22 protein-coding genes, 1 tRNA gene and 1 pseudogene are annotated in these 26,191 nt (G+C 64.2%); 8 read left to right on the top strand and 16 right to left on the bottom strand.

Translation table 11 applies throughout. From position 1 onward, the window contains the following. Positions 1-34 precede the first annotated feature (34 nt). The 5 genes from OKW76_RS13745 to OKW76_RS13725 form a co-directional block, all read right to left on the bottom strand. Positions 35-526 (bottom strand): hypothetical protein, encoded by a 492-nt coding sequence (locus OKW76_RS13745; RefSeq protein ID WP_265549421.1) that lies wholly within the window; start codon positions 524-526, stop codon positions 35-37. Further along, on the bottom strand, positions 523-819 hold the full coding sequence (locus OKW76_RS13740) for a hypothetical protein (protein ID WP_265549420.1): 297 nt from the start codon (positions 817-819) through the stop codon (positions 523-525). The genes OKW76_RS13745 and OKW76_RS13740 overlap by 4 nt, the downstream gene beginning before the upstream one ends. After that, positions 816-2,264, bottom strand: coding sequence for an NAD(P)-dependent oxidoreductase (locus tag OKW76_RS13735; RefSeq protein ID WP_265549419.1), 1,449 nt, complete (start codon positions 2,262-2,264; stop codon positions 816-818). The genes OKW76_RS13740 and OKW76_RS13735 overlap by 4 nt, the downstream gene beginning before the upstream one ends. Before the next feature lie 166 nt (positions 2,265-2,430). Continuing rightward, positions 2,431-3,231 (bottom strand): undecaprenyl-diphosphate phosphatase, encoded by an 801-nt coding sequence (locus tag OKW76_RS13730; RefSeq protein ID WP_265549418.1) that lies wholly within the window; start codon positions 3,229-3,231, stop codon positions 2,431-2,433. A 52-nt stretch (positions 3,232-3,283) separates the two neighbouring features. Then, a complete protein-coding gene (locus OKW76_RS13725) occupies positions 3,284-4,216 on the bottom strand; it encodes a complex I NDUFA9 subunit family protein (protein WP_265549417.1) in 933 nt (310 codons plus the stop codon). 155 nt (positions 4,217-4,371) lie between these two features. Between OKW76_RS13725 and OKW76_RS13720 the strand changes: the two genes are divergently transcribed. The 3 genes and pseudogenes from OKW76_RS13720 (at position 4,372) to OKW76_RS13710 (ending at position 7,708) form a co-directional block, all read left to right on the top strand. Continuing rightward, positions 4,372-4,458 (top strand) — tRNA-Leu (locus OKW76_RS13720). 653 nt (positions 4,459-5,111) lie between these two features. Continuing rightward, positions 5,112-6,560 (top strand): DUF1800 domain-containing protein, encoded by a 1,449-nt coding sequence (locus OKW76_RS13715; protein WP_265549416.1) that lies wholly within the window; start codon positions 5,112-5,114, stop codon positions 6,558-6,560. Between the two features lie 3 nt (positions 6,561-6,563). Beyond that, a pseudogene (locus tag OKW76_RS13710) lies at positions 6,564-7,708 on the top strand (DUF1501 domain-containing protein). Positions 7,709-7,861: 153 nt separating this feature from the next. Here the strand turns inward: OKW76_RS13710 and OKW76_RS13705 are convergent. Continuing rightward, positions 7,862-8,350, bottom strand: coding sequence for a BLUF domain-containing protein (locus OKW76_RS13705; RefSeq protein ID WP_265549415.1), 489 nt, complete (start codon positions 8,348-8,350; stop codon positions 7,862-7,864). A gap of 276 nt (positions 8,351-8,626) precedes the next feature. On the opposite strand from OKW76_RS13705, the gene OKW76_RS13700 reads away from it, so the two are divergent. Then, entirely contained in the window at positions 8,627-8,947 is a 321-nt protein-coding gene (locus OKW76_RS13700) for a hypothetical protein (RefSeq protein ID WP_265549414.1), read from the top strand. Positions 8,948-9,099: 152 nt separating this feature from the next. Here the strand turns inward: OKW76_RS13700 and OKW76_RS13695 are convergent, their stop codons facing one another. Continuing rightward, the gene (locus OKW76_RS13695) at positions 9,100-9,993 is read right to left on the bottom strand and encodes a cobalamin B12-binding domain-containing protein (protein ID WP_265549413.1); all 894 of its coding nucleotides are present in this window, start codon (positions 9,991-9,993) and stop codon (positions 9,100-9,102) included. 257 nt (positions 9,994-10,250) lie between these two features. On the opposite strand from OKW76_RS13695, the gene OKW76_RS16225 reads away from it, so the two are divergent. Beyond that, positions 10,251-10,772, top strand: a complete 522-nt coding sequence (locus OKW76_RS16225) for a TspO/MBR family protein (protein ID WP_416221820.1) — start codon at positions 10,251-10,253, stop codon at positions 10,770-10,772. Between the two features lie 336 nt (positions 10,773-11,108). Here the strand turns inward: OKW76_RS16225 and OKW76_RS13690 are convergent, their stop codons facing one another. The 4 genes from OKW76_RS13690 to OKW76_RS13675 form a co-directional block, all read right to left on the bottom strand. After that, on the bottom strand, positions 11,109-14,156 hold the full coding sequence (locus OKW76_RS13690; RefSeq protein WP_265549412.1) for a TonB-dependent receptor: 3,048 nt from the start codon (positions 14,154-14,156) through the stop codon (positions 11,109-11,111). A 102-nt stretch (positions 14,157-14,258) separates the two neighbouring features. Beyond that, positions 14,259-15,188 carry a FecR family protein gene (locus tag OKW76_RS13685; RefSeq protein ID WP_265549411.1) on the bottom strand — a complete coding sequence of 310 codons (930 nt, stop codon included), beginning with the start codon at positions 15,186-15,188 and terminating at the stop codon, positions 14,259-14,261. 1 nt (position 15,189) lies between these two features. Next, entirely contained in the window at positions 15,190-15,690 is a 501-nt protein-coding gene (locus tag OKW76_RS13680) for an RNA polymerase sigma factor (protein ID WP_265549410.1), read from the bottom strand. A 68-nt stretch (positions 15,691-15,758) separates the two neighbouring features. Next, positions 15,759-17,174 carry a phosphoesterase gene (locus tag OKW76_RS13675; RefSeq protein WP_265549409.1) on the bottom strand — a complete coding sequence of 472 codons (1,416 nt, stop codon included), beginning with the start codon at positions 17,172-17,174 and terminating at the stop codon, positions 15,759-15,761. 494 nt (positions 17,175-17,668) lie between these two features. On the opposite strand from OKW76_RS13675, the gene OKW76_RS13670 reads away from it, so the two are divergent. From OKW76_RS13670 to OKW76_RS13660, 3 genes are read left to right on the top strand one after another with little or no spacing between them, the layout of a single operon-like run. Continuing rightward, a complete protein-coding gene (locus OKW76_RS13670; RefSeq protein WP_265549408.1) occupies positions 17,669-19,123 on the top strand; it encodes a PAS domain-containing sensor histidine kinase in 1,455 nt (484 codons plus the stop codon). Further along, on the top strand, positions 19,038-19,793 hold the full coding sequence (locus OKW76_RS13665) for a response regulator transcription factor (RefSeq protein ID WP_265549407.1): 756 nt from the start codon (positions 19,038-19,040) through the stop codon (positions 19,791-19,793). Before OKW76_RS13670 ends, OKW76_RS13665 begins: the two co-directional genes overlap by 86 nt. Before the next feature lie 33 nt (positions 19,794-19,826). Continuing rightward, a complete protein-coding gene (locus OKW76_RS13660; RefSeq protein ID WP_265549406.1) occupies positions 19,827-20,324 on the top strand; it encodes a BLUF domain-containing protein in 498 nt (165 codons plus the stop codon). 8 nt (positions 20,325-20,332) lie between these two features. Here OKW76_RS13660 and OKW76_RS13655 read toward each other — a convergent pair whose 3' ends face one another. The 5 genes from OKW76_RS13655 to OKW76_RS13635 all read right to left on the bottom strand — a co-directional run bounded on the left by OKW76_RS13655 (position 20,333) and on the right by OKW76_RS13635 (position 26,057). Next, positions 20,333-20,806, bottom strand: coding sequence for a spore coat U domain-containing protein (locus OKW76_RS13655; protein ID WP_265549405.1), 474 nt, complete (start codon positions 20,804-20,806; stop codon positions 20,333-20,335). Further along, positions 20,785-23,085: a fimbria/pilus outer membrane usher protein gene (locus OKW76_RS13650; RefSeq protein ID WP_265549404.1), complete on the bottom strand. Its 2,301-nt coding sequence runs from the start codon at positions 23,083-23,085 to the stop codon at positions 20,785-20,787. Before OKW76_RS13650 ends, OKW76_RS13655 begins: the two co-directional genes overlap by 22 nt. Before the next feature lie 7 nt (positions 23,086-23,092). After that, entirely contained in the window at positions 23,093-23,782 is a 690-nt protein-coding gene (locus OKW76_RS13645) for a molecular chaperone (RefSeq protein WP_265549403.1), read from the bottom strand. 50 nt (positions 23,783-23,832) lie between these two features. Further along, complete coding sequence (locus tag OKW76_RS13640) at positions 23,833-24,348, bottom strand: spore coat U domain-containing protein (protein ID WP_265549402.1); 516 nt, start codon at positions 24,346-24,348, stop codon at positions 23,833-23,835. Positions 24,349-24,887: 539 nt separating this feature from the next. Beyond that, positions 24,888-26,057 (bottom strand): GDSL-type esterase/lipase family protein, encoded by a 1,170-nt coding sequence (locus tag OKW76_RS13635; protein WP_265549401.1) that lies wholly within the window; start codon positions 26,055-26,057, stop codon positions 24,888-24,890. Between the last annotated feature and the right edge of the window lie 134 nt (positions 26,058-26,191).

Below are 26,191 nucleotides of genomic sequence, written 5' to 3'. Positions count from 1 at the left end.
CATGTCCTTGGCGGTCGCAGTCGCGAACCGAGTGCTAGAGATCGCCGTGCAAGAGCCGTTCGCGCTCGACAAAGTCGTGGATCGATCGACCGGTTTCGATCAGGGTTTCGCGCATGTGCCAGGCGGCATTGACCTGGCCCGCCTGCTTTGCCGGATCGAGCGGATATTCATGCGCCAGCGCGTTGCGAACCCGTACCGCATCAGCCCATGCTTTTGCGTCGGGAATGATCCCAAGCGACGCTGCCCGAAACGCCACGTCGCGCGGCGTCAAGCGCAGCACCTCACCCAAGTGCATCAGCATCACGACCGTCTTCAGGGTCCGACCCAGCGCCTCTTCCAACTGTTCAAAGGTCTTCAGGAACGCCAGCACATAGATGTGATCGTCGCCGGCAAGCGCTCTTGTCCGCTCGGGGGTAAACGGCACCAGCGAGGCGATGCGCCCCTGCACCCGGTCCAGGCTGCCCACCAAATGGTCGACCGTCTCCAGATGCTCGCGCAGGATCAGCGCTTCGCCCTCGCGGTTCACAGCGCGATCCCGTCACGACGTGCGACCAGATCGATGCCCCGCAGCGGGTTGCCGCGCTTGTGAACCGTGACATCGACGCGCTGTTCATCGATCCGGGCGAACAAATTATCCTCGAACCGCAAACGGGCGTTCCACTCATCGATCTCGGGCGCGACTTCGACATGGAGGTCGATATCACCCCCCTTGCGAGCATCATCGACACGGCTGCCGAACAGCCGCACGACCGCATCGGCGCCGAACGCATAAGCGGCGGCGGCCTTAATCGCCTTTGCTTCGCCCGGCTCAATTCTCACGCCGCCACCCGCTCGCGCGCCGCCTTTGCCTTGAGCCAGGCATGCATCCGGTCGCTCACGTCGCGGCCGTCGCGGATCGCCCACACCACCAGGCTCGCGCCGCGCACGATGTCGCCCGCTGCGAACACGCCCTCGAGGCTGGTCATCATCGTCTTGTTGTCGACGCGGATCGTGCCCCAGCGATTGACGCCCAATTCGGGCGCGCCGAACATCGCGGGCAGGTCCTCGGGATCGAAGCCCAGCGCCTTCACCACCAGATCGGCCTGGAGCACCATCTCGTTGCCCGGATCGGGCTCGGGGGTCCGCCGGCCCGAGGCATCGGGCGCGCCCAGCCGCATCCGCGTCGCGCGGACACCCGAGACGCGGCCCTCGACCGCGGCCTCGAAGGCTTCGGGGGCCGAGAGCCAGACGAATTCGGCGCCTTCTTCCTCGGCATTGGCGACTTCGCGCTGGCTGCCGGGCATGTTGGCGCGGTCGCGGCGATACAGGCACTTCACCGATGCCGCGCCCTGGCGGATCGCGGTGCGCACGCAATCCATCGCGGTATCGCCGCCGCCGATGACGACGACATGCTTGCCCTGCGCGTTCAGGCTGCCATCGTCCCAGGCAGGCACCGCGTCGCCGAAGCTCTTGCGGTTCGAGGCGATCAGATAGTCGAGCGCCTCGACGACGCCTTCGCTGCCGATCCCCGGTGCCTTGATCGCGCGCGCCTTGTACACCCCGGTCGCAACCAGCAGCGCGTCGTGGCGCGAGCGCAATTCGTCCATCGTCGCGTCGCGGCCGACCTCGAAGCCTTCGTGGAACACGATGCCGCCCGCCTTGAGCCGCTCGACGCGGCGCATGACGACGGGCTTTTCGAGCTTGAAGCCGGGGATGCCATAGGTCAGCAGCCCGCCGGCGCGATCGTGCCGGTCATAGACATGCACCTCGTAGCCGAAGGTGCGCAGATATTCGGCCGCCGACAGCCCCGCCGGCCCCGCGCCGATCACCCCGACCGACTGGCCACGCGCCGGCCCCGGCACCAGCGGCTCGACCCAGCCTTCTTCCCAGGCGGTGTCGGTGATGAACTTCTCGACCGAGCCGATCGTGACCGCGCCATGGCCTGAAAATTCGATGACGCAATTGCCCTCGCACAGCCGGTCCTGCGGGCAGATGCGGCCGCAGATCTCGGGCATCGTCGAGGTCGCGTTCGACAGTTCATACGCCTCGCGCAGCCGACCCTCGGCGGTCAGGCGAAGCCAGTCGGGGATGTGGTTGTGGAGCGGGCAGTGGACCGAGCAATAGGGCACGCCGCATTGCGAGCAGCGCCCCGCCTGTTCCTCGGCCTTGGGGACCGCGAACCGATCGGCGATCTCCTGAAAGTCCTTGTTGCGTGCATCGGCATCGCGCTTGGCCGGATAGGCCTGGTCGATGCCGACGAACTTCAGCGTCGAGCCGGTGGCCATGCGCAGTTCCTGTATGATTGCCTTACGAGGCGCCTATACAGTCGCAAACCGCGATTGTCACGCACAAATAGACCGATAGGACACTTATGCTGCCCTATTTCGCCTCAAGCCCCATTCCGGACCCAGCAATCCCGGTCTGCCGCACCACAAAGCGCCCGGATCGGCCCTACCGCGCCAGCAGCCAGATTAGTGCCGCGCTCCCCACGATGATTCGATACCAAGCGAACGGCGCGAAGCCGAAGCGCGAAACCACCTTCACGAACGCCTTCACCACCGCCAGCGCGACGATGAACGCAACGGTGAAGCCGATCGCGATCGCCAGCAGGTCGTCGGCATTCAGCAGCGCGCGATCCTTGTACAGCGCATAGACCGTCGCGCCGATCATCGTCGGCACCGCGAGGAAGAAGCTGAACTCGGCGGCAGTCTTGCGCTCGACCCCCATCAGCAGCGACCCCATGATCGTCGCCCCCGATCGGCTGACGCCCGGCAGCATCGCCAGGCACTGGACCAGCCCGATCGCCCCTGCGGTGGTGGCGGGCAAGGCCTCGACGCTTTCATATTTGGCGACCTTCACCATCCGCTCGATCACAAGGATCGCGATCCCGCCGACGATCAGCGCGACGGCGACGACGATTGGCTGCTGCATCACCGCGCGGATCGATTCATAGGCGATCACGCCGACCACCACCGCGGGGGCGAAGGCGAGCAGGATATTGCGCGCGAAGCGCCAGGGCTCGGCCTCGCCGCGCAGCATCCCGGTGCCGACCGTCCAGAATCGCCGCCAATAGGCGACCAGCACCGCCAGGATCGCGCCGAGCTGGATCGCGATCTTGAACGCGATCGAACCTTCCTCGGTGAAGCCCAGCAATTCGCTGGCGAGGATCAGATGCCCGGTCGACGACACCGGCAGGAATTCGGTCAAACCTTCGATCAATCCCAACAGGATGATCGTCAACAAGTCTTCCATGGCAGCCCCCTGGCCGGTTGCCCGGCCCGACGGCCACAGGCGTTAGTGGAATTCAGGCGGCGATCTTGCCGCCGAACCGTCCGTTGCGCCGATACTGTACCAGCCAACCGAGCGCCATCGCGCCGATCGGCGTCGCGGTGACGCCCAGCGCGGCAAGCCCCTTGGCGCCCTGCGCGACGACATTGTCGCGCTGGAGCATCAGCCACTGGTCCTTGGTGATCGGCGCGCCGGGCAGGAAGCCAAGGCTCGCCATCATCGACCCCACCGCGTCGGGGAGCGCGGGCATCGGCGGGGTGCGGCCGATCTGCTCGCCGATCCAGCGATGCAGCTCGGCCATCGTCAGCACGTCGGGGCCGCCGAGCTCATAGGTCTGCCCGCCATGCGCGCCGGGATCGGACAGCGCCGCGGTCACCGCCTTGGCGACGTCGCCGACATAGACCGGCTGGAACCTGGCATCGCCCTTGAGCACCGGCACCACGGGCAGGCTCGCGATCATCGCGGCGAAGCGGTTGATGAACTGGTCCTCGCGGCCGAACACCACCGAGGGGCGAAGGATCGTCGCGCGCGGAAACGCCGCCAGCACCGCCTGCTCGCCCTCGGCCTTGGTGCGCCCGTATAGCGAGGGCGACTGCGCATCGGCGCCGATCGCCGAGATCTGGACGAACGCCGCCGCCCCCGCCCCCGCCGCGGCCTCGGCGATCGTCCGCGCGCCATCGACATTGACGCGGCGATAGTCGGTGAAGGTCCCCACCAAATTCACCACGGCATCCGAGCCGGCAACAGCCCGCGCGATGCTGTCGGGCTTGGCGATGTCGGCGGCGACGAACTGGGTCTGCCCCAACCCACCCAAGGGCCGCAGGAAAAAGGCGCTGCGCGGATCGCGCTGCGCGATCCGGACGCGCGCGCCCGCCGCCAGCAGTTCCTGCGCGACATAGCGCCCCAAAAATCCGCCGCCGCCGACCAGCGTTACCAGCTTGTCCTTCATCGCCCACACCTTCTCATGCGCCACTGCGCGTGTCTGCCGCCTTCGAACCCGCCAAATGCCCCGCCGCGCGCCAAACGGCAAGCGAGGAGCGACCATCGGCGATCGCCAGTTGACAACCCCCCGACCCCGACCCTAAAGGCCGCTCCCTACCCCGTGCCCAGATGGCGGAATTGGTAGACGCACCAGCTTCAGGTGCTGGCGCTCGCAAGGGCGTGGAGGTTCGAGTCCTCTTCTGGGCACCATATTTTCGCTTTTCGTTCCGTTCAGGAACGTCCAGCGGCGTCCAGCAAGCGGCTGGTTTCAAAGCGGAATTTCATCGACGATCGCTGGCAACCGTCCGGGTTGATCCAGTGGAATTCAGCAAAAGAGACACAAAAACAGTCTCATTTTGTGTCTGCTGGGTGGATCCGGAGTAATCCGGGATCACGACGATGTTGACACAACGCAAGATTACCTCCGCCAAGCCCAGAGCGAAGCCGTACAATCTTGCCGACACTAAGTTCTGGCACAAATTCGTCCGGGGACACGCCGCCGGCATCGCTGGAACAGCGATATCCGCTGTCAGATAAGAGCCGGAGCGGCGCCAGCGCCGTCGAGTGGTTGGCCGATCGGTAGCACTACGGCCCACACTCGGCCATTCGCGGCTTGGTTTCGGCTACTCGGCTTCGGCCATTCATTCATGTCCGAGGGGGAGAGGAGTCGTAGGCGTCCTCTTGCCCAACGGCACGCCGGCTTTCCCAAAAAGGATGCTATTTCAGCACCTGTTTCTGTGCGCCGGCAGACTGGCTGCGGCGCGTGTTGCGACGAACTGTCGCAAGCCCACGACAGAAGCTTCCAGCTGACAAAGTCCTGATACAGTTAAGCCCCAGGCTGCGCCGCGAATAGGAGCGAGTGTATGCGTCCACCTGCGATTGCGACTAACCGTTTCGGTCTTGGTGCCCGATTAGGAACCGAGTTGCCGAAAGACGCACGCGGCTGGCTGCTTGCCCAGCTCGACAGCTATATCGCGCGTCCACAAGCGATCGCCGCCGCGCCCTCGCGCGCCGAGGCGGCAGCGGCGCTGGTCGATTTCTATCGAGCGGCCCGCGCGGGGCGGATGCAGCTGCGGGCTGGCGAGGCGACGGCCGGTACGGCAGCAACCGCGGGCGCAGTTGACTCGCCGATCCCCGGCGCCGCCGTGCAATCACGGCAGATCGAGCGGTCGAAGCTTCGCGCGCTGTATGTCGACTCGGTTGCTGCCCGGGCGACCGCTGCGCTGACTACCCCGACCCCCTTCGTTGAACGGCTGGTCCATTTCTGGGCGAACCATTTTGCGATTTCGGCCGAGAAGCCTCCGGTCATCGCGATGGCCGGCAGCTTCGAATTCGACGCGATCCGGCCGCACGTGCTGGGCAGCTTTGCCGCGATGCTGCGCGCGGTCGAGCGGCATCCGGCGATGCTGACCTATTTGGACCAAGCGCAGTCGGTCGGGCCGGGCAGCATCGCGGGACAGCGCGCCGCCGCCAACGGACGCAAGCGCGGGCTGAACGAAAATCTGGCGCGCGAAATCCTCGAGCTCCACACCTTGGGAGCCCGCACCGGCTATGGCCAGGCCGACGTCACCGATTTGGCGCGGGCGCTGACGGGGTGGACCGTGGGGGGGATCGCGGGCGGTCCTGGGAGCCGGCTGGCGACCGCGTCGCCCGGGGATTTCATGTTCGCACCTGTGCTGCACGAACCGGGTCCGCGCACCGTGCTGGGGCGCAGCTTCGCGCAGGCGGGCGAGGGACAGGCGCAGGCGGTGCTCGACATGCTGGCGACGCATCCTGCAACCGCGCGCCACCTTGCGACGAAGCTGGCGCGCCATTTCGTTGCCGACACCCCTCCACCTGCGCTGGTGGCGCGCCTGGAACGCGCCTTCCTGCAATCGGGGGGTGATCTGCCCACGGTCTATCGCGCGCTGGTCGAAGCGCCCGAGGCGTGGGCACCCGAAGCTGCGAAGTTCAAGACGCCGTGGGAATGGTCGGTGTCAGCGATGCGAGCGATCGGAGCCGAAACCTTCCCCACCCCCAATGTGCTGGGCTACGTTACGCAGTTGGGGCAGCCGGTGTGGCGACCGGGATCGCCCGCCGGGTTCGACGATGTCGCCGCGAGCTGGGCAGGCCCCGATGCGCTGATGCGACGAGTCGAGGCGGCCGAACGGGTGGCGGCCCGTGCGCAGGGTGCCGGTGACGCGCGCGCGGTTGCGGCCACGCTGTTCGGCAGTTCGCTCTCGCCACCGACGGCGACGGCGATCGCGCGTGCCGAAAGCCCGGCGCAGGGGCTGGCGCTGCTGCTGGTTTCCCCCGATTTCATGCGGAGATAGATGATGATTGATCGACGGAACCTCCTGCACGGCGGGCTACTCGGCGCAGCGACGTTATTCACCCCACGGATCGCCTTCGCAGCAGCCCCACCGACAAGCGTTTCATCTTCATCATCCAGCGCGGCGCCGCCGATGGCCTTGGCATCGTCGTGCCCGTCGGCGATCCGGCCTTTGCTGGGCAGCGCGGGATGCTCGGCGACGTGGCGCAGGGGGGTGCCAAGCTCGATTCGACCTTCACGCTGCATCCTGCGCTGGCGCAGATCGGCGCGTTATACGGCGAGCGCCAGGCGTTGTTCGCCCATGCAATCGCCTCACCCTATCGTGAGCGTTCGCATTTCGACGGGCAAAATGTCCTCGAAAGCGGCGGCAGCGGCCCCTATGCGCTCAAGGACGGGTGGCTGAACCGGCTGCTGTCGCTGCTGCCCAAGGGCGATGCTCGCGCGATGGCGATAGCCGCCACGATCCCGCTGGCACTGCGCGGATCGCGCGATGTGGCGAGCTATGCCCCCTCGAACCTACCCCAGGCTTCAGACGATCTGATCGAGCGCGTGTCGATGCTATATCAAGGCGATGTGCAGCTGCATGGGCTGTGGGACCAGGCGCTGGCGACACGGCTACTGACGGGCGACCTGTTGGCAGATAATGGCCGCAACGCCGCCGCGACGGGTGAATTATGCGCGCGGCTGGTAGCGCCGGCGAATGGCGCGCGCGTCGCGATGATCGAAACCGGCGGCTGGGACACGCATGCCGGGCAGAAGCCAAGACTGGCCGGGCAATTGCGCGGGCTCGATGCGATGATCGGCGCGATCCGAACGGGTCTTGGTGCAGAGTGGGCCAATACGATGGTGCTGGTCGCAACCGAGTTCGGACGCACCGTGGCGGTCAACGGCACCGGCGGCACCGACCATGGCACCGCGGCAAGCGCGATGCTGATGGGCGGCGCAGTCAAGGGCGGGCGCGTGATCGCCGACTGGCCGGGCCTTGCCACTGCATCGCTGTACGAGGCGCGCGATCTGCGGCCCACCACCGACCTTGATAGTTTCATCGCCGGGGCGGTTGCCGCGCACTTCGCGCTTGACCCCGGCCGCACCCGGCGCGCGCTGTTCCCCATGGCGCGAGCCGGCCACATTGTGGACGGCCTCGTGTGAGCTGCTTGTGATCGGTGTTCGAAGCACCGGTGCTCCTCCGCGGCAACAAGATCCGAATGCAGACATTCGCGGCCTCATGCGCGCTAAAAGGCGGACGCCTGTTCATCCGGCACTTTGCACCTTGATCTGAAAAAGCCCTGCTGCATCCTATGGTCAGGACCGAGGACCTAACGACCTTCCCAGCGAATCGAGCGAACCGGAACCGAGATGTTCGAGAATACGTCTTAGCGCCGCAACGTTGTTCTCGTCCTCTGCGCTTTCAAGTGCGTCCTGCAACACCGTGCGGATGTCGTCGGCTTCGACCCGTTCCATCTCCCAATTTGGATACAAGCGCTCGCGCTTTTCTTCACTCCGATCCAGCGGGACGATGTCGTAATGGCGCGGATCGCCATGCAGGTTTGCTATCAGCTTTTGCACTTCGGCGGGCGGTCCCTCGATCCATTGGAAAAAGACGCCGCTGCCGAAAACCAGCACTCCGGTGATGCCTTTGGCGAGATTGTAGCGCTGCGCCGATTCGATGATGCGATCGACCTCCATATCATCGACGCCTTCGGCGGCACGACTGCAGTATACAAAGGTATAAAGCGTAGGCGCGGCGTAATCGAAGTCAGCGTCGCCTGGAAAACCATATTCGTCGAACATAGGTTCGCTCGCCTTTTCTGTGGCGGGTAGGCCGTACCACCCGAAGGATAATTCAGGTTAGCGCATCTGTACGGCTTGCGTAAGGAAACATCTTACAATCAAACTCTTGATGAGCAGGATGTCCGCCCCCTGAAGCCGAGCAGGCCGGCACCGGGGTCGGCGCCTCCAATGCCTGATCTGAATCATTAGCCCGAACGCCTGCGGAAAGCGCTCCGCCGCGATGCGGCCCGGTGTCGGGGATACCCAAACGCTACAGGTCCCTAGGGCGATATTGCCATGTCGTCGGCATGGTGCACGTTGGCCGGGCAGCAAGGCGCGGACCGCGCGCTCTTTTCGATGTCCAATTCTGTGGTTTACGAGGTCTCATTGAAAACGATTCTGATCGCGACACGGGTATTTGCCTTTCTCACCCTGTTGTTCGTGCCGGCTTTCGCCGTTCTGATCCTCGTCGCATTCGTCAGCGGCCAGGCGTCGTGGTTCGCCATTTTCGGACTGCCTGCCTTGTTATTGAACGCCTGCATCGTCCTGGCGAAGCCGCAGCGTGACCGCATCTGGCGCTGGGCCAACAGCGTCGCCGGCACCGAGGCCCGACTGTAGCCGACTAAATCCCGACTGCTAGCGGGGTGGTTGCGGGCTCTCGAGATGGCCGTGCCATGGCCCGCCAGTAATGGTCATCCTGTCACAAGCGCTCACAGCCCTCTAAAAAGGCTTCCGAACGTCGTGCGTCCATCGACGTGGGCATGCACCAATTAGGCCCGTTGCCGATGCCCCAGATCGAACAGTTTCTGGGCTACCAACACGGCTGCAGGTGCGTTGGGTGCGGTGTCGTCTGCGCCTACGTCGCGAGCCAGTTCAGGGTTTGCGGTAAACATCGGCCCGCCCACCATGACGCCGATCGCTTGGTTGCGGGACTCCCGTCGTATCTGCGCAATCGTTGTGCGCATGCTTTCGAGCTGGCGTTCCGATCCCGCAGTCAAGCCGACGACGGCGAACCAGTTTTGCTTCGCGACATTTGCGATGTCCTCGTAAGTGCCTTCAAGCTCGGTACGTACCTGCCATCCGGCAGCTGTCAAAAACCGCTCGACCATCGTGATGCCGAAGAAGTGCTGGTCCCCCGGCGTCATCGCCATCAATACGGTACGATGGGTATCCAGCCCTGGGAGAACATGGGTCTCGTTGAAGATCGCAAGCAGCTTTTGCAGGCGAGCCACCCCCAGCGTCACGTCGATGAAGTCGCAATCATCGCGATCCCACATCTCACCAAGCAAACGCGCGGCCGGCTCGAGCAGCTCGACGAACAACGTCTCCATCGAAAGCCCGCGCTCGCGCATCATCAGCACATAGGCGGCGGCGGCCTCGAGATCGCTACCAAGCACGATGTGGGCAAGGCCGGTGATATCGGCGCTGGTAGGCACCAAGGCTTCGATAACTACCTTGATTGGCGGCGCGGCTGGCACGACTTCGGCATGGAGCTTCAATAGCCGCGGGACTATCTCGTTTGACACGATGCGCGCCAACTTGGCCTGACGCTCAGCGACATCGTCGCGCCGGTATATATCCGGCACGATAAACAGCGTTTCGAGCCGATGAAGGCCTTGGCGATCGATCGTCGGTATCGCCAGTGCTCTGGCCGTCTGCCCCATCAAACCTCTCCCGACGCCTCGCTACTGTGTCGAGTGCGTGCTCGAAACGCACCACATCCCACCGGCGATGTCGATACCGCATCTTTACCCTTCGAACGCGATCGGGCGCGAATACCGTTGCGAGAAACGCTGCGGGAACGAGGAAGATTCTTGGCCGAGCCCGCTGATTGGCGTTGATCCAGCTTCAAACATGTTGCTTTGCTTGGTTCGTGGGAACTCGTTTCCCTGTCACTTGTCTAAGCAACGAGGAGACGGAAATGGCAGCTGCGATTGAGAAAACCAGGATGGCACCGCGTTTGGCGGCCGGATTGGCTATCGGCACTGTTACTGCCGCTCTGCTACTAGGCGGTCGCGCCAGCCCTTCTCCTAACAATCCCCGCACGAAGCGCTGGTATGATCGGCTGCGTAAGCCTGGCTTCACACCACCCGCGCCTGTGTTTGCTCTGGCATGGCCAACCATCCAGGCCGCACAGGCATACAGCGGGTATACATTGCTCCGAGCACCGTCTTCGCCAGAGCGCACAACAGCGCTGGTCTTTTGGGGGGCGAACCAGATCGGTGTCGCAGGCTGGTCCGAGGTGTTTTTCGGTTTTAGGGCACCAGGGTGGGCAGCGATAGGCTCCGCCGCCTTGGGCGGCAGCGCTGTTGGTCATGTAGCTGCCGCCCGCCAAGTGGACACCCGCGCCGCCGTCGCGGGATTACCTTTGGCAGCGTGGGTCGGCTTTGCGACCTTGCTCGCTGAAGAGGTCTGGCGTCGGAACGATACGCCTGCAACATGAAGCATTGCAGTAAAGACAGGCGACAACAATAGTCGCCGCCCTAGCCTAAGCCAGTTGTTCGAATGGCGCGTTAGGTCGCGCCCCAGACACAGATACGAGTATCACTACAGCTTCGCCGATCGAATATGCTGCTGCCGCGGCGAGATCGCCGCAAAATGAACGCCGGATATTCAGTCTCGACGTGGATGGGCATCCGGGGGACCTCACAAGCCGAGACAGGTGCCAACATGCACTCTCGATGGCCAACTGGGGTCTGGCGGCGACCGTCGCAAAGCATAATTCGTTTCCGGCTCGCATCGGGGGCGGCCCTTTGTTCAGACCACCCCACGACACCGGTCAAAACTTCGCGCGCACCCCGAAATTCACCGTCCGCCCGAAGGTGTGGATTTCGGTGAATTCGTCGCGGCTGCCCGCGAACGACACCTGGCGGCTGTCGAGCACGTTCGTCGCCTGGACGAAGGCCTCGACATTGGGGCGGATCTGGTAGCTGCCGCCCAGGTCGAGGATGCCGAACCCGTCCTGGTAGAAGGCGACGACGTCGTCCGCGGTGGGCAGCGACGTCACCAGCGCGCCCGCGTCGGTCATATATTGGCTGCGATAGGTGTAGCTGAGGTTGAGCTCGAACGGTCCGCTCTCGAAGAACGGGGTGATCGAGTAGCTGACGTCGGACACGCCCTGCACCCCCGCCGACTGGACGCCGACGCCGGCCAGGTCGAGCTCGAGCTTTGACGTCGCGAAGGTCGCGGTCGCGGTGACGCCCAGGCCGAAGGACAGCCGATTGGTATAGCCGAACTCGATGCCCGAAATCGTCGCGTCGCCGACATTGGTCGGGGTGGATACCAGCACGTCGACGGGCAGGGTCGATCCGTCATTGACCGCGAAGGCCAGCGTACGGGTTTCGAAATCCGCCGCGATGTAATCGCTCACGTCCTTATAGAAAGCCGCTGCGGTGAACGCGCCGAACTTGTCGAAATACCATTCGAACGACAGATCGAGGTTCCACGACGTATAGGGCCGAAGGTTCGGATTGCCCGCCGATGCGTTCAGATTGATCGTCTCATCCGCAAGCGCGGCGGCGCCCAGATTGAAGATGTTGGTGACGGTCACGCTGTTGGTGTTGATCGAATTGCGCAGTTCGGACAGCGACGGCCGGGTCATCGTCCTGGCGGCACCCAGCCGCAGCTGGATGTTGTCGGCGACGCTGAAGTTCGCATTCGCGCTCGGGAGCCATTCCTCGTAGCTCGCGGTCGTGGTGATCGGCGTCACCTCGGTCGTCACGCCGCCCGCGGGGGTGCGTACCGGGGATACGATCGTCCCATCGACATCGGTGGCGGTGCGGACATAGCGCAGGCCGACATTGCCGCGCACCGGCACCGCACCCGCGTCCGACGCGAAGTCGATCCGGCCATAGCCAGCGACGATCTCCTCGTCGATGCGATAGCTGTTCTGCCGATCGGCGGCATTGGGTTCGAGGTCGTAGGCGCTGGGATTCACCCCATCAAACTCGCCCCGCAGCACATAGGACTGGTTGAACAGCCCCCAGTCGACATTGGTCCAGGGCTGGAAGGTGCCGATCGACTGATCGAAGGCGTTCGAGGGGACCGGCGCGCCGAGGAAATCGCCGGTTCGCGTAACGCCGTCGCGCAGCGCGGTCGTGCTGCGATCGCGCCGCTGATAATCGCGATAGCGATCCGAATATTGCCCGCCATAGGCGATCCGCGTGATCTGCAGGCCACCAAGATCGAACGCGGTGTCGCGCGACACGTTCAGCACCAACGTTTTGTCTTCGTCGCGCGAATTGATCGGCCGCACCGCGAAGCTTTCGAACGGCATCAGCGACGGATCGGTGAGGTCGAGGGTCGTGAAGAGCGAATTGATCTTCGCGCGATCGAGCACGTCGCCGCTAAAATCGAAGGTCAGGTCGCCGCCGCGATTGTTAGCGGTGCGATATTGCACGCGCTGGATCGGGGTATCGAGGTCGCTCTTGGCCTGCGCATAGCTGAAGCGCGGTTCGAACCGCCAGCCGTCGAGGTCGAGCCGCATCGTCGCATTGAGCTGCAGGTTCCGGTGCGACTGGTCGAGATATTCGGCATAGTTGCGGATGCGCGCACCGCGGATCGTCCCCGCCACCAGCCGGCCATCCTCGACCACCGCGGTCGCCGGGTCGAGCCGGGCGATCTGGCTGGGGATGTAATAGGTCAGCCGCCGTTCGATCGTCTCGTTGTTGAACTGCGAATAGAGGCCGTCGATGTCGAATTCGAGATTGGGGGTGGGGCGCCACTGGATACCCGCAACCGCGCTGATCCGCTCGCGATCCTCGAGCTCGAGATAGGGCTGCGCGTCGCCCGGCGCACGGATCTCGCCATAGCCCGGCACTTCGAGATCCTGCCAGCCCACGCGGAGCCGGTCGAACTGGACCTCGCGCTTCGAATAGGAAATGCCGCCAAGCACCCCGAAGCTGTTGTCGGCATTGTGCCAGCCCGCCGACAGGCTGCCATTGGGATTGAGCGTGTCGGTCCGCTCCTCATAGCCGCCGAAGAAATTGGCGGCGACGAACGGGTCGCGATCGAGCGGGTTGAGCAAGCGGATGTCGACGGTCGACCCGATGCCGTTCTCGACCAGGTCGGCGGTCGGCGATTTGATGACGACGATGCTGTCGATCAGCGTCGCGGGCAGCACCTGCAGCCGGAACTGGCGGCCCGACTGGCCCGAATTGCGGATATTCTCGTTATACGCCAGCGGCATCCCGTCGAACGTCACCGCCTGGAAGTTGGGGCCCAGCCCGCGGACGCTGATGAACTGGCCCTCGCCGGCTTCGCGGACGATCGTGACGCCGGGAACGCGTTGCAGCGCCTCGGCGATGTTGAACGCGGGCAGCTTGCCGATATCGGCGGCGACGATCGCGTCGGAGATCGAATCGGCGTTGCGCTTCACGTCGAGCGAGCGTTCGACGCCCGCGGAAAACTTGGCGGTGATGACGATGTCTTGCTCATCGGCGGCTTGGTCGCTTGCGACCGGCGTCGGCGCCACCGCGGGCGTTTGCCGGGCCGCCGCCGGCTGAGGGCGGACGATCAGCGCCCCCGCCGCGTCGCGGGTGACGCTCAGCGGCTGGCCCGCGATCAGCCGGCGCACTGCGGCTTCGGCGGCGAATTCGCCGCTTAGCGCGGGTGCGTTGAGCCGCGCGACCGTCGCGCGCGTGAACAGGATATCGCTGCCGCTCTGGCGCGCGAGCTGTTCGAGTGCCCGGTCCATCGGCTGCGCGGCAATGTTGAAGCGCACGCGGCGCTGTTGGGTCTGCGCCTGCGCGGCCCCCGCCGTCACAACCGCCGAAAGCGCGAGCGCAAGCGCCGCCGAACGGCAAAGCCGCCGCTTCAAGATCGTCATAGGAAACCCCCGTCTCGCGCTCCCAGCGAGCGCCCACCCCCCTGACGATCCGCGACGATTTTACCCCACCCCGGCGTGCCGAAAAAAATTCGCGCGGGGAATTCAGGTGGCCGAGGATATCCGGATGGCGTCGGCATCGGCCTCGACGCGCACCGGCAGCAGCACCGCCAGCGAGCGCGCGAACGCCTCGGGATCGCCGACACGGTACATGCCGGTGAAGCGCATCGCCGCCGCCTGCGGATCGGCGACCACCAGCGGGCGCTGGGTATAGCGGTTCATCTCGGCGGCTGCCTGCGCCAGCGTCTCGTCGCGAAACGCCAGCCGGCCGCTCTGCCAGGCGATCAGCTCTTCGAGTTCGGGGCGGTCGATGCGGTCAGGGCGGCCATCGGCCATCGCGACGCGCTCCCCGGGGGCCAGCGCCAGCGCGGCGCCGGTTGCTTCGACGCGCGCGACCCCTTCGATCGCAGTCAGCGCCGCGCGCTCGCCGTCGAAGCGTATGTCGAGCCGTCCGCTGCGTGCCAGCGCGCGCCGCTCGCCCGCGCGGATCGCGAAGGGGCGCGGATCGGAAGCGATCTGCAGGTCGACCCGCCCGGTTGCCAGCGACAGCAGCCGCAGGTCCGATCGCGCGGCGAAGCGGATCCGCGTGTCAGTGTCGAGCATCACCCGCGTGCCGTCGTCGAGCACCAGCCGCTTCTGCTCGCCCACCCCGGTGCGATACACCCCCGCGGTCGCCTCGCGCCAGCCGAGCAGCGATCCGCCCGCAACCAGCAGCGCGCTCCCGCCCGCCATCACCGCGCGCCGAGACAGCATCGGCTCGCGCACCGCTGGCACGGGCTGCGGCGCGACCGGCGGCAGGCCACCGACGCTATCCCATATCTCCGACGCGCGTTCGAAGGCATCGGCATGGCGCGGGTCGGCCCCCAGCCAGGCGCGGAAAGCGGCATGGTCGGCGTCGGTGCGGTCGTCCGCGTGCAGTCGTGCCAGCCAATCCGCTGCCTGCCGGTTGGGTGCTGCCGGCTCGCCGCGGATCACGTCACCAACTCTCCATCCAATCGGTCAGATAGACCATCGCGCGTGCGATGTGCTTTTCGACGGCGCTCTGGCTGATGCCAAGTTCGTCCGCAATCTCACGATACTTACGCCCACCCAGCCGGTGCATCAAGAAAATCTGCCGGGTGCGCGGGCTGAGCTGCTCGACGCCGATCCGCACCCGCTCGAGCCGATGCCGCGCGATCAGCGCCTCGTCCTGCAGCGGATTGCGATCGGCCAGCGTCTCGGCGGCAAGCTCGATCGACACCGCGGTCCCGGCCCGCCGCTCGCGCCGATAGGCGTCGTGCGCGCGATTGGCCGCGGCGCGTGCCAGCAGCGCGCCCGGATTGTCGGCCACCACCTGCCGCTCGGCCAGACCGATCCAGGCATCGTGCAACAGATCCTCGGCATCGTCGCGCCGGGTCATCCGCGCGATCTGGTCGCGCAGCCGCCCCCAGCCCGACAGCAACATGCCGCCCTGAATCGAAGCGTCGCTTGCACCCATGCGCCGCGGTTAGGGACCGATCGATACGCTTTCGTGACGTTTCGATTGCCGCGCGATGACGCTTGCGTTCAGCCGTTCCAATAGACCGGGTTCGAATAGAACCACAGGTCCTGCCACGGGTCCTCGCCGGCGACATCGGGGACGGGCTCCCCCTCGGGCGTGCTGGTGCCACGCACCCGCAGATAGCCGCCCGCTGCCGAGGCGGGCATCCGATGCTCGACCACCAGATCCTTGCCGTCGCGCCGCCAGTCGCGCGCAGTGAAGCGGCGAACCATTTTCGCGCTGGGGTTGCGGTCGCCCACGCCAAGGGTGACATCGCCCGCGATCAGATCGACATGGTCGACCCTGGGCACCGCGCCCGCCGCATTGGCGCTGCCGGCGGGCCGGAAGCGGATGGTCACGATCATTTCGTCGCCCTGCTTCACCGCCAGCGTGTCGCCCATTGCAGCCTTGCGACCGGAGGCGGCGGCGGTCACGTCGAGTTGCTCGATCAGCCCGCCGGTCGCGACGAACACGCGGCCCGCGCGCAGCCCGTCCAGAATGTCGGGCGAAGTCGGCGCGGCGAACACCCAGGTCTTGGCATATTCGCCCGGCCAGAAATCGGCCCCGCCCTCGCGCCAATGGCCGTGCGAGTCCGACGTGGCGGTGATTGTCCAGTGCAATCCCTGTCCCAGCAGCGCGTCCCAGCCACCGCCAAGCGTCGCGACCATCTGGTCGAACCCGCCCATCGTCGGATAGCCGCCATATAGCCCGCGCGACCCGTGCGCGGTGTCGAGCCCAGGCTTGGGCCGCGCCGCCTGATGCCCCGGCGCCCCCTCCATGCCGATCGTGACGCGCGGCGCGGCGGCGTGCCAGGCGCGATATTCTTCGGGCGCGTGCTGGCCCCAGATGCCAAGCCCCTTGGCCGTGCGCGAGGGGTGGTTGCCGATCACCACCGGCGGATCGGCGAGCCCCGCCATATAGCGCAGCGCCTCGATCATCCGCGGCTTGGTGTTGCGCGCCGGATCGGCGGGAAAGAGCTCGCGCTTGCCATAGCCGCGCTCGATGCCGCGAAGCGCGTCTCGCTCGGCGGCGCCGATCGGCAGGATCAGGCTGGCATGTTCACCGCCGGGCACGTCGAACTCCATGCCGTAGAACAGCACCAGCCCCGGCACCGCACGCCGCGCCGCGACCACATCGGGCCAGGCGCGGGCATGGTTGAGCTCGGCATGGTTCGGCCCGCCATGGTCGGTCGACACCATCCAGTTCAGCCCGTGCCGCCGTGCCATCTGGGCGTTCATCTCGATCGTATGCGATGAATCGCCGCCGACGATCGGCGGAGGCGGCTGATCGGGTCGTGCCGGGTCCGGGGTATATCTGGCGCTATAGATGCTGTGGACATGATGATCGCCCGCCAGCCAGCGCCGCTGCGGCACCTCCTGCCCCGCTGCCGGGACTGCACAGGCCGCTAACGCCGTAAAGAAAAATACTGCCTGACGATGCATAACGACCCTTCGGAATGACAAGTAACGCGAACTGCCGGTCTTTAGCGACAGCAGTATTACGGTGATCCTGGCGGCGGCGCCCAGCGCTTCGCTCATCACTTTGGGATAACAAAATGGCCCGGCGGGCGCGGTCGAGGTTATGCAATTCATGTTTGCGGTTGGGCTGCACCATGGCTGCCGCGCAGGTCTTTGGTGGGGATCGCTTTTGGTACGCCGTGGCGCCGGAGCGCCTGCTTCCTTCAACGTTTCGCGCCGCCTGTGTTCCGGCCGTCGGCGTTAACTCCGGCGCAATGACGACCTTTCGGTTTTGAACGAAAGCGTCTAGGGAAACAGCGGAGGTATGCGCGACGGACGGCATATCCATCGGCAATCGGAATGGTGGAATAATGGTCCGACCGACCGGCGTTAGCGCTGCACGATCCGCCGTCGAAGCCTGTGTTGATCAGTTCCAGACAGAGCTGGGCCCCTTTTTCGTAGCGGCCGCGAGCACGCCGATGCCCATGGTCATCGTCGATGCGCAAATCGATGGCCACCCGGTCCTGCTAGCTAACGACAGTTTTTTATCGCTTACGGGTTTCAGCCGTGCCGAAATCATTGGCAGGGGGGTTGCCGTCCTGCTTGAACCAGTAACCGATCCACACGCCATCTCGATGATCGAGGATGCGTTGGACAGCAGCCTCGCCGGCACCTGGGAGTGTCGGTGTCGACGCGCCAACGACGACGGGTATCTGGCGAGAATTTTTCTTAGCCCGCTGGTAGACGAGCAGGGCAAGGTCCGGCAGCATTTCCTAGGGTTCGTCGAACTCAATGACCAGATCGACCGACTGGCCGAACAACGTCGCCAGATCAATGCTCTCTACGACTTGGCCCCAGGCTTTGTGGTATCGCTTGAGGGGAGAGATCATCGGATCACGTTCGCCAATGCTTCGTACAAGCGTTTGGTGGGGCGCGGGGATCTGGTTGGGCACAGGCTCTGCGACGTGTTGCCAGAGGTTGCCACGCAAGGCTTTATCGCGCTGCTAGATAGGGTGTTGGAGACCGGCGAACCGTTTTTAGGCTATGGCGTGCCGATACAATTATCGACACCGTCTGCCGCCACCCCCGACACGAAATATCTGAATTTCATGTATCAGCCGGTGCGGGGACCCGACGGCACCATCACCGGGGTTTTCGTCGAAGGCTATGACGTCACCGCCGAGCGCCTGGCCGCTAATCGATTGTCCCTGCTACAGGGAGAGGTGGCGCACGCCTCGCGAGTGAACGCGATGGGCATGATGGCGGCCACACTGGCACACGAACTCAACCAACCGCTCGCGGCCATCGCGAACTATGCCGGCGCGAGTGCCCATCTGGTCGACCCCACCCAGCCAGGGCGCGACGCGCTGATGGAGGCTTTGCGTGGTATTGAAGAGGCGGCTCAGCGCGCGGGTCACATTATCCGAAACGTGCGGGAACTGACGAAGCGAGGCGAAACACCCAAAGTCCGGTTCAACCTCAAAGCTGCTATCGCGGAATGCGTGAAGCTGGTTCGCGCCAGCGGCTGCCCCGCGGCCATTATCGAGGATCGAACCCCGGAGGATTTGATGGTCTTCGCCGATCGTCTCCAAATTCAGCAAGTCGCTATCAATTTGTTGCGCAATGCCTGCGACGCGATTGCCGGAACGGCAGGCGGCGTCGTCACCGTCGATGCGACCCGCAAGCAGGTCGATGTTGAAATCCACGTCACCGATACGGGCCACGGACTATCGCTAGAGGCAGCCGAGAACATCTTCCACTGGATGGATTCGTCAAAGGACGGGGGCACCGGGCTGGGCCTCGCGATTTCGCGGACGATGATCGAAGCGCAAAGCGGTCGGATCTGGCTTGAGCGCAGCGACCAGTCGGGTTCGGAATTTTGCTTCACCGTCCCGGCTGCAAGCCACGTATCCGGCGGCGCATATGGAAATTGACCGCCGTGCACCGCCGCCTGGGCAAGAGGGGGGCGCCGCCGTCGCCCGCCAAACCGCGCTGCTGCGGACAGCGTATATCGTCGACGATGATCAGATGGTTCGTCGTGCGCTCGGCTTCGCGCTCAAGGCATCGGGATTCGACACGCTGAGCTTCGCTTCGGGCCGCGATTTTCTCGATCGGGTCGACGGCCTCACCTCCGGATGCGTTTTGCTCGACCTGAGAATGCCCGGCATGGACGGGATTGCAGTGATCGAGGCGCTGGGGGACCGCGTCCATCGCTTTCCGGTCGCAGTGATCAGCGGCCATGGCGACTTGGAAGTCGCGGTGAAGGCGATGAAGCGGGGCGCCAGCGACTTCCTCGAAAAGCCCTTCACCGATGCAGCGCTGATGGAAACGCTCGACTTGTTATCTGCCGCCCTCGCCGCGCGCATGTCGGACCTCGCCGAGCGTGAAAACGCGCTAGTGCGGGTAGCCGGGCTGACGCCGCGGGAGCGAGAGCTGTTGCAAGGGCTCGCAGGCGGCCTTTCAAATAAGAGCGTCGCCGAACAACTCGGCATCAGCGTCCGCACGGTCGAAATGCATCGCGGCAACCTGATGAAGCGCCTCGGGGCGGGGTCGGTCGCCGAAGTCGTCCGCCTAGCGATCTTGGCGGGGGTTACGAAGTTGTGACCAACACTCACCGCATGGCGATAGCAACTCGCCGTGAACATATCCGATGCAGCGGTTCGCAAGTTTGGGCGCGCGATGCCGACATTTAGGCTTATCTATGCCAGCCGATCGGTCATTGCCCCCGAGCAAGCCGAGGGGGTGATCGAAGCGATTGTCGATGTCAGCCGCATCCGAAATCGCAACGTTGGTGTGACCGGCTGCCTGATCCTGGCCGGGGGCAGGTTCGCCCAGGTTTTAGAGGGCGAGCAGCACAGGGTGGAAGACATCATGGCAAGTATTTGCCGTGACGTCCGCCACACGGACATCGGCATTCTCGAACAAAAAATGGTGCCCCAGCGTCGTTTCAGTGCATGGTCCTTGGGGTATGCGGGCCCCTCCAGCTTCGTCAAAAACGCCATCGTAGCGCAGTTGGCGCGAAATCTTCGTGGCTCGCCGCGGAGCATTGAAGCGCTACTGCGCATGATGGACGCTTTTTGCGCGGAACCGGTGCCGCCCGATGCTTCGCCGGCAAAGGCTTCGGACCTGCCGTGAACGAATGCCTAATAGGTCACCGTAATTGAAAGCGTGTCGGTATAGAGCCCCGGCCGCAAATTCTGCCCCGCGGGCGCGCGGCCGTAAATCGTGAAATCGCCGCGGGACGCGATCGCGCTGACGGCACTGGTGCTGCCCGTGCCATCCCCCCAAACCGCGGTGCGCTGGGGATCGATGTAAAGATTATAGGCCATTACGTCGTCCCCATGGGTCATCGTCCGCGCGGCATAGGAACCGGCGCCGGGCGTGACTGCAATCTCAAAGGCTGTTTCCGCGTCGCAGCTGACCGTGATCGTCGAAGCGGCGTCGGACGGAGCGCTGCTGAAGGGGTCGTATTGCCCGAAATTCAGGCTCTCGCTGCTTACCGAGCAATTCGCCGCCAAGGCTGGCAACGGCATTAGCGTCGCACCCCATAGGGTGAGCAAGGCGAGCCACCCATGCCGGTTGGAACGAGCGATCATCACGAGGCGGCCGCGCTGCACGTGAACTGCCCAAGCTGCGGTATGGCCTCGGTGCTGGCCGCGAACCGGAAAGCGAAGCTACATTGCGCCTCCCCCAGATCCGCCACGGCTATGTTACTCAATTGAAGGCCCGTGAGATAGAGGTCGCCGCCCGCCGCACTGACGAACTCCTCCGCCGCCCCGTTCAGGCGGATCGGAGTGCCTGCTGGAAGCGGCGCGCCATCATCGAGGACGATGCGGAGCATCCCGCCTCGCGATTCTGTTGCAGCAAAGCGCACCGTTACTCCGCTGCGATCGAAGGGACGGATCTGCTGCTCGCCCCCGGCCACGATGGCGTCGAGCGGAAGGTCCTCGACGTTGATCGATAAACGGTTGGGTTCGAAGGGACGAAGCCGAGGCACGATGACGACGCCTGCCCGGTTGGTCCGGCCAATCAACTGGTTATCGGCATACACACGAACGCCCGGATATTTTCCTACGTGAACCGCGGCGAAGCTCTGTCGGATTTTGCGCGATGCAAAAACTTGGCCGTCGACCGCGGCGATCGAGCCGGATAGGCTCAGCCGCACCCCCGTTCTACGATCGCTCCAAGTCACCTCGCCGTCGAGATTGCCGATATCGCTTTGCAGCATCAGCGCGCCGCTAAAGCGATCGAACGCCCCGGTGGTGGCCGACAGCTGATAGCCGATTCCGTTGCCCGCGGGGAGGTTGCGTTGAAGGTTCGCGGTAGCGCCCATGTCCCCCTGCGCCAGCTGTATCGCCGCGCTCGCGCTCGTACGTTGTCCAAGCGGGATCGTGAGAAATGCCTGGACCGCGATGTCCCGCGGCGCCGTTAAGCTTTGCCGCCCGCTGAGATTAAGCGACCCAAGGTTCGCCAGTCGCACCGAAGCGCTGGCGTTTAGGAACGCGACATCGGGCAAGCCCGAGCGCCGGCGCGCCAACAAGGAAGCAGCGACCGATCCGAAGCCGGTTGGGGCGCTAACAAATAGCCGCGCGTTGGCGCCAGCGTGGGACCGGTCAGCGATCGCACCGATCGGCGCGTATCCCGAGGTGGTGATTTCGCCCGTTGCGCCGAGCGACATGAAGGGGGTCCGCCGTTCAAACCCGATCGCAAGCAGTCCGCCGGTTGCGGCGTTCGACCGACTTGCAGCCGCAGCTGCCGAGAAAACACCGATACCGGGCCATAGCAGGTCGACCCCGACGCTGCCCGCCTGGACACGCTGCGTGGCCTCGACATGCGCCTGAAGCGTTGTCGTGTCGGTGGCACCATAGCGATGCGTGCCTGAAAGCATCGCCGAACCATAATGGTTGCTTTCGACCGCGAAGCCTTCGCGAAGCAGGCCGAGTTCATAGGAATAATCGTGAACACCCTGCCCCAGCAGGTGCGGTGCCGCATAATAGGACTGGGTAATGACGGTGTTGCGCCCAAGCGCGTCGCGGACGACCAGACGGATATCGCCACTGCCCGCGATCACGGGCATGCTGGTAAATTCGAACGGACCGGGACTGATTGCTCGGCTGGTTTGCAACAGGTCGTTGACATAGACGTCGACGATCGAAGGCAGGGCCGCACTGCCGCTCATGGTTGGCAGCGCCATCGAGACGAAGCCTGGTTGCGTCGAGAAATTGGTGGCGAGTTGGAAGCCGCCAAAGCGCAAGGGTGACGCCCCTACCCCGCCGTGACTTATGCTGTCGCCGAAACGCAGCGAGCGCCGGTTTTCAGGATCGTCGATGGTCCAATTGCTCTCGAGCCGAACGAAGTTCGGCCTGCCCTCGGCGCGACCGATCACGGTGGTCGAGCCTGTCCCTGAAGCCGAAAATATGCCGAGTTCGAACAGGCCGTTGGCGTCGGTGCGGCCGTCGGCAATTTGGCCCACCAGCTCATAGTTCAAAAACCCACCGAAGCCGCTTGCCGTCATCGGCCCCGGATCATTGGCCGACAGCCCGATACGCGCTGCATCGAAGCTGGTGGCGGCCACCGTCAAGTGGAGCGTCTGGTCGCCCGCTTTGACCTCGACCGTTACCCCCGGTACCTCGTTGATCGCGCGATAGACCCCGCCTTCGAACTGTACCGTGGCCGCCGTAGCCGGGTTTAGCCGCCATGCTTCGAAAGCCGATTGCGGCAGAAATATCTCCCCGGCGGCATTGCGCAGGACCCACAAGGGCTCGCCCTGATCGATACCGTTCAGCGTCACGCCAAAGAGTTCGAGTTGGCTGGCAACAATCGTCTCCCCGGTCGGCAATACGGCAGTGGTGACGGCGGCAGCACCGGCACCGCTGACCGACCAAAATCCGGCCACCGCCAGGCTAGCGATTCGCCAGTTTGGCCATGATCCTATCTTCGCCACTTGAACTCCGAACACTGAGTTGAAGATCGGCCCCCGCCGCCAGCTCTGGATGCCGGCCGATCTTCCAACGACGCATGCTGGCGGGCAGGACCACGCCCATGGCTGTCGTAAGCATGGTCTTGCGCCCCGCGGGATCGACCAGCGCGATGGCTGTGATCTGGGCATGACGGGTACCGTCGTTGCGCGCTTCGAGGATGAGGTCCCCCGCAGCGTCCCGCGTCGCGCTCCAGCGTAAAATCGGTACCCCCTCCCGTGCCGCCAACACATACAAAGGTAGGTTCAGCCGTAGCGCGACCTGAATGACGTTCTCTTTCGCCGGACGCGGGATTTCCTCGAAGATCACGCGATAGGCGGCGCCCGGCATGCGACGCCGCAACCCCACGCGAACCAGCTGCTTGCCGCTCGCCGGAATCGCGAAGATTGGCGGCGAAACGATCAGGTCTTCCGTAGGCGTGTAAACGTCATCGCCCCCCACCTGCGTCCAGCGGTACGTGAGCACCTGCACCGCAACCTTCTCACGCTCCGAATTGCGGATCGTCACCGATGTGATCGTCTTACCCGGCTGAAGAACGATCTGAACTGGATTGACTTGGAACGAACCGGCCACCGCCGGAACGACGATCGAGACCGCCAACAGACTGGCCGCCAAGCGGCGACCAGTCCCTTGATGTACACTTCGTGCTATCACCGGCTTGGAAATCAATACGTGACGGTCACGGCGACCGTGTCGGCATAGCTACCTGCCACGGCTCCGGTTTGCGCTGCGGCGATGCTGCCATAAATAATCTTGTCCTGCGCGACTCCGGTGCCGATGTCGTCGATCGTCGACGTCGTGGTGGTGCCATCTCCCCAGATCGTGGTACGGGTTGCCTCGGTGAAGAGCGCATAGTTCAACGTGTTGGCGCCATCGGACAGTTGACGGACCGCAAGCGTAGCGGCCGCGCCGGTACCGACATCGGCCGACGCCGCCCACGCAGTACCGTTGGTGCAGACGACCGATATACCACCCGTTCCGAGCACCGCCGCGCCGGTGGTTACGTCGACATTGCCGAAGTCGATAGCCGTCGAGGTGACCGCGCAATTGGCGGTTACTTCGGCCGAAGCACCGAGGTTCGAGCCAGCGGTCTGCGCCATCGCCGGTTGTGCGAAGATCGCTGCGCCGGCCAGGGCAGTCGCCCCCGCGGTGCGCAGGTTGATAAGTTTTACAATATTCACTTTGCGATCCTTTTGACTAGACAGACGCAACAGACGAACTAGTCGAAGCATCGTCACTTATTGCCACGTTCAAGCTGGCATCCGAAACAGATAGCCTCCTTTTGCTGGCTTGCCACTTATGGATCATTTAAGTTTATGCATTGTGTCTCGCGATGAATAATCTCAAGTTAATTGTTGAACACTGCGACCTTTCATAATCTCGCTCGCCGTAATTGATCTAGTATTAGTACGGTATAGTAGTTTTACTGTAGATCAGAAGTTTGCCGCTTGAGTGCTTGTGCGAAGAAAGAGCTTTGCGGTCGATTTTCCCTGAAAGCCCGGCAACTGCCGTGCCGAGGCGAAAGGTCGATGCGAAAACGCCCCCCGGATGCGGAGCATTCTCAGCCGTGTGTTCCCATGCGGCATCGCCACCGCGCGTTGCGATCGCGATGTGCGCTCTCCGCTTTCCTAAGGAAGGATTCTGAAACGAGAATTTGGCGCGAGGAGTGAAGGGCTGCTCAGGTGCAGGAGCGAGCGAGCTGCGTTTGCGGCAAGCGTCATCAGCCGTTCCGGCGCCCGCTCCACAATTCAGGCTGCGCCTTGATCCACGCAATCATCCAACCCGCCAGGTTCTGATGGTCGCTACGGCTGCCATGGTAGTCGCACGCGCTGTTCTCCGGCGTGAAATCGGGCAGCGAGGGGAACTCGATACGGGGAACGCCTGCCTTGACGGCCGCAGCACGAATAGCAGCCTGAGCCGTAGAGCTGAACCGCTGCATAGCCGGATCGTTGCCCTTGGCCAGGTTGGGCCACGGCAGCAAGAGCGCTGCACCAGGTGACCTCTCGTGGATTGTGGCAATAAATTGCTGGTACGCGCGCACGTAGTCGTCGGCGAGCGCGGTTTGATCCAGCCAGCGTTCGCCCGGCTGAATTGGCGTGGTGAAATCATTGAACAGCAGCACAACCACCACTTGTGGTTGCCACGATTGGTTCTGCCACACCGCAGTCCCGTCGGGCAGCGTTCGCGGGTAGAGGGCGGACATTACGCGCTCTGGTGCGGTACCACCGTAATTGCGCACGAGACCGATCCCAGAGACGGCGTTGATCTGATAATCTGCGTTGATCGAATGAGCGACCAGCGAGGGCCAGGCCGCCCCACTGTCCGTGCGCAGCCGCACCTCCTCCTTGGTACAGGTAGGCGTATCGGAGCGGATGCCGTAGCCGGTCATGCCCGAGTCTCCGATAAACTCGATCTGTCGTGATCGCGCCCGAGGCGCCGGCAACACCGCTTCACCCCGCGGAACGAAAAAGCCGTTGAAGGCGCGTGCGACCTCGACGCTCTCCGTTACCTTGTCGAGACGCGCTCTGTGCCGACCCGGCCGCAGTCCGGTAACCACCACCGCAGCCCGGCCCGGTTGCGGTATGGGTATGGCTGCCACATGATCAATCGTGAGCCGGTACTCGTTCTTGTCGTCGTCAAATTTCAAGATCAGCCGGTCGCCAATGAAGGCCGCTTCCCAATATACTGCCGGCCATTGGTGAACATAGGCGCGTGCGCCTTTCGGCGCGGGCGCCGCCAACGGCGCCATAGCAACGCGACCGCCGATGTGGACCGGCAGTGGGCGAGCATCGCTTTTTATGCTGCGGTTGGTGACGTCCTTGGTGATAGTCACTGCCGATTGTGCGGGAGCCGCTAACATCGCCAGATTTGCTAAAGCCAGCGTCCACATTGGCCGATCCCCCCTCGCGCCATTCGAAATAGCTGCGCTTTCCACAAGCCGACAAGCCTTCAGCTGGCTTTCCACCTAGTCGATCGCGCAATCACCCAAATAGCCCGGCAGCGCGCGCTCAAAGGGCGCAGGGC

This window comes from Sphingomonas sp. S1-29 (assembly GCF_026167545.1).
In the GTDB taxonomy this organism is placed as follows: Bacteria; Pseudomonadota; Alphaproteobacteria; order Sphingomonadales; family Sphingomonadaceae; genus Sphingomonas.
This window is presented reverse-complemented; position numbering and strand designations above follow the sequence as displayed.

Excerpts from the sequence above, each read along its gene's own strand:
- OKW76_RS13725 (WP_265549417.1), bottom strand. The coding sequence starts at position 4,216 with ATGAAGGACAAGCTGGTAACGCTGGTCGGCGGCGGCGGATTTTTGGGG.
- OKW76_RS13700 (WP_265549414.1), top strand. The coding sequence starts at position 8,627 with ATGTCGTCGGCATGGTGCACGTTGGCCGGGCAGCAAGGCGCGGACCGC.
- OKW76_RS13730 (WP_265549418.1), bottom strand. The coding sequence starts at position 3,231 with ATGGAAGACTTGTTGACGATCATCCTGTTGGGATTGATCGAAGGTTTG.
- OKW76_RS13715 (WP_265549416.1), top strand. The coding sequence starts at position 5,112 with ATGCGTCCACCTGCGATTGCGACTAACCGTTTCGGTCTTGGTGCCCGA.
- OKW76_RS13680 (WP_265549410.1), bottom strand. The coding sequence starts at position 15,690 with ATGGGTGCAAGCGACGCTTCGATTCAGGGCGGCATGTTGCTGTCGGGC.
- OKW76_RS13690 (WP_265549412.1), bottom strand. The coding sequence starts at position 14,156 with ATGACGATCTTGAAGCGGCGGCTTTGCCGTTCGGCGGCGCTTGCGCTC.
- OKW76_RS13670 (WP_265549408.1), top strand. The coding sequence starts at position 17,669 with ATGCCCATGGTCATCGTCGATGCGCAAATCGATGGCCACCCGGTCCTG.
- OKW76_RS13675 (WP_265549409.1), bottom strand. The coding sequence starts at position 17,174 with ATGCATCGTCAGGCAGTATTTTTCTTTACGGCGTTAGCGGCCTGTGCA.
- OKW76_RS13695 (WP_265549413.1), bottom strand. The coding sequence starts at position 9,993 with ATGGGGCAGACGGCCAGAGCACTGGCGATACCGACGATCGATCGCCAA.
- OKW76_RS13635 (WP_265549401.1), bottom strand. The coding sequence starts at position 26,057 with ATGTGGACGCTGGCTTTAGCAAATCTGGCGATGTTAGCGGCTCCCGCA.
- OKW76_RS16225 (WP_416221820.1), top strand. The coding sequence starts at position 10,251 with ATGGCAGCTGCGATTGAGAAAACCAGGATGGCACCGCGTTTGGCGGCC.
- OKW76_RS13735 (WP_265549419.1), bottom strand. The coding sequence starts at position 2,264 with ATGGCCACCGGCTCGACGCTGAAGTTCGTCGGCATCGACCAGGCCTAT.
- OKW76_RS13705 (WP_265549415.1), bottom strand. The coding sequence starts at position 8,350 with ATGTTCGACGAATATGGTTTTCCAGGCGACGCTGACTTCGATTACGCC.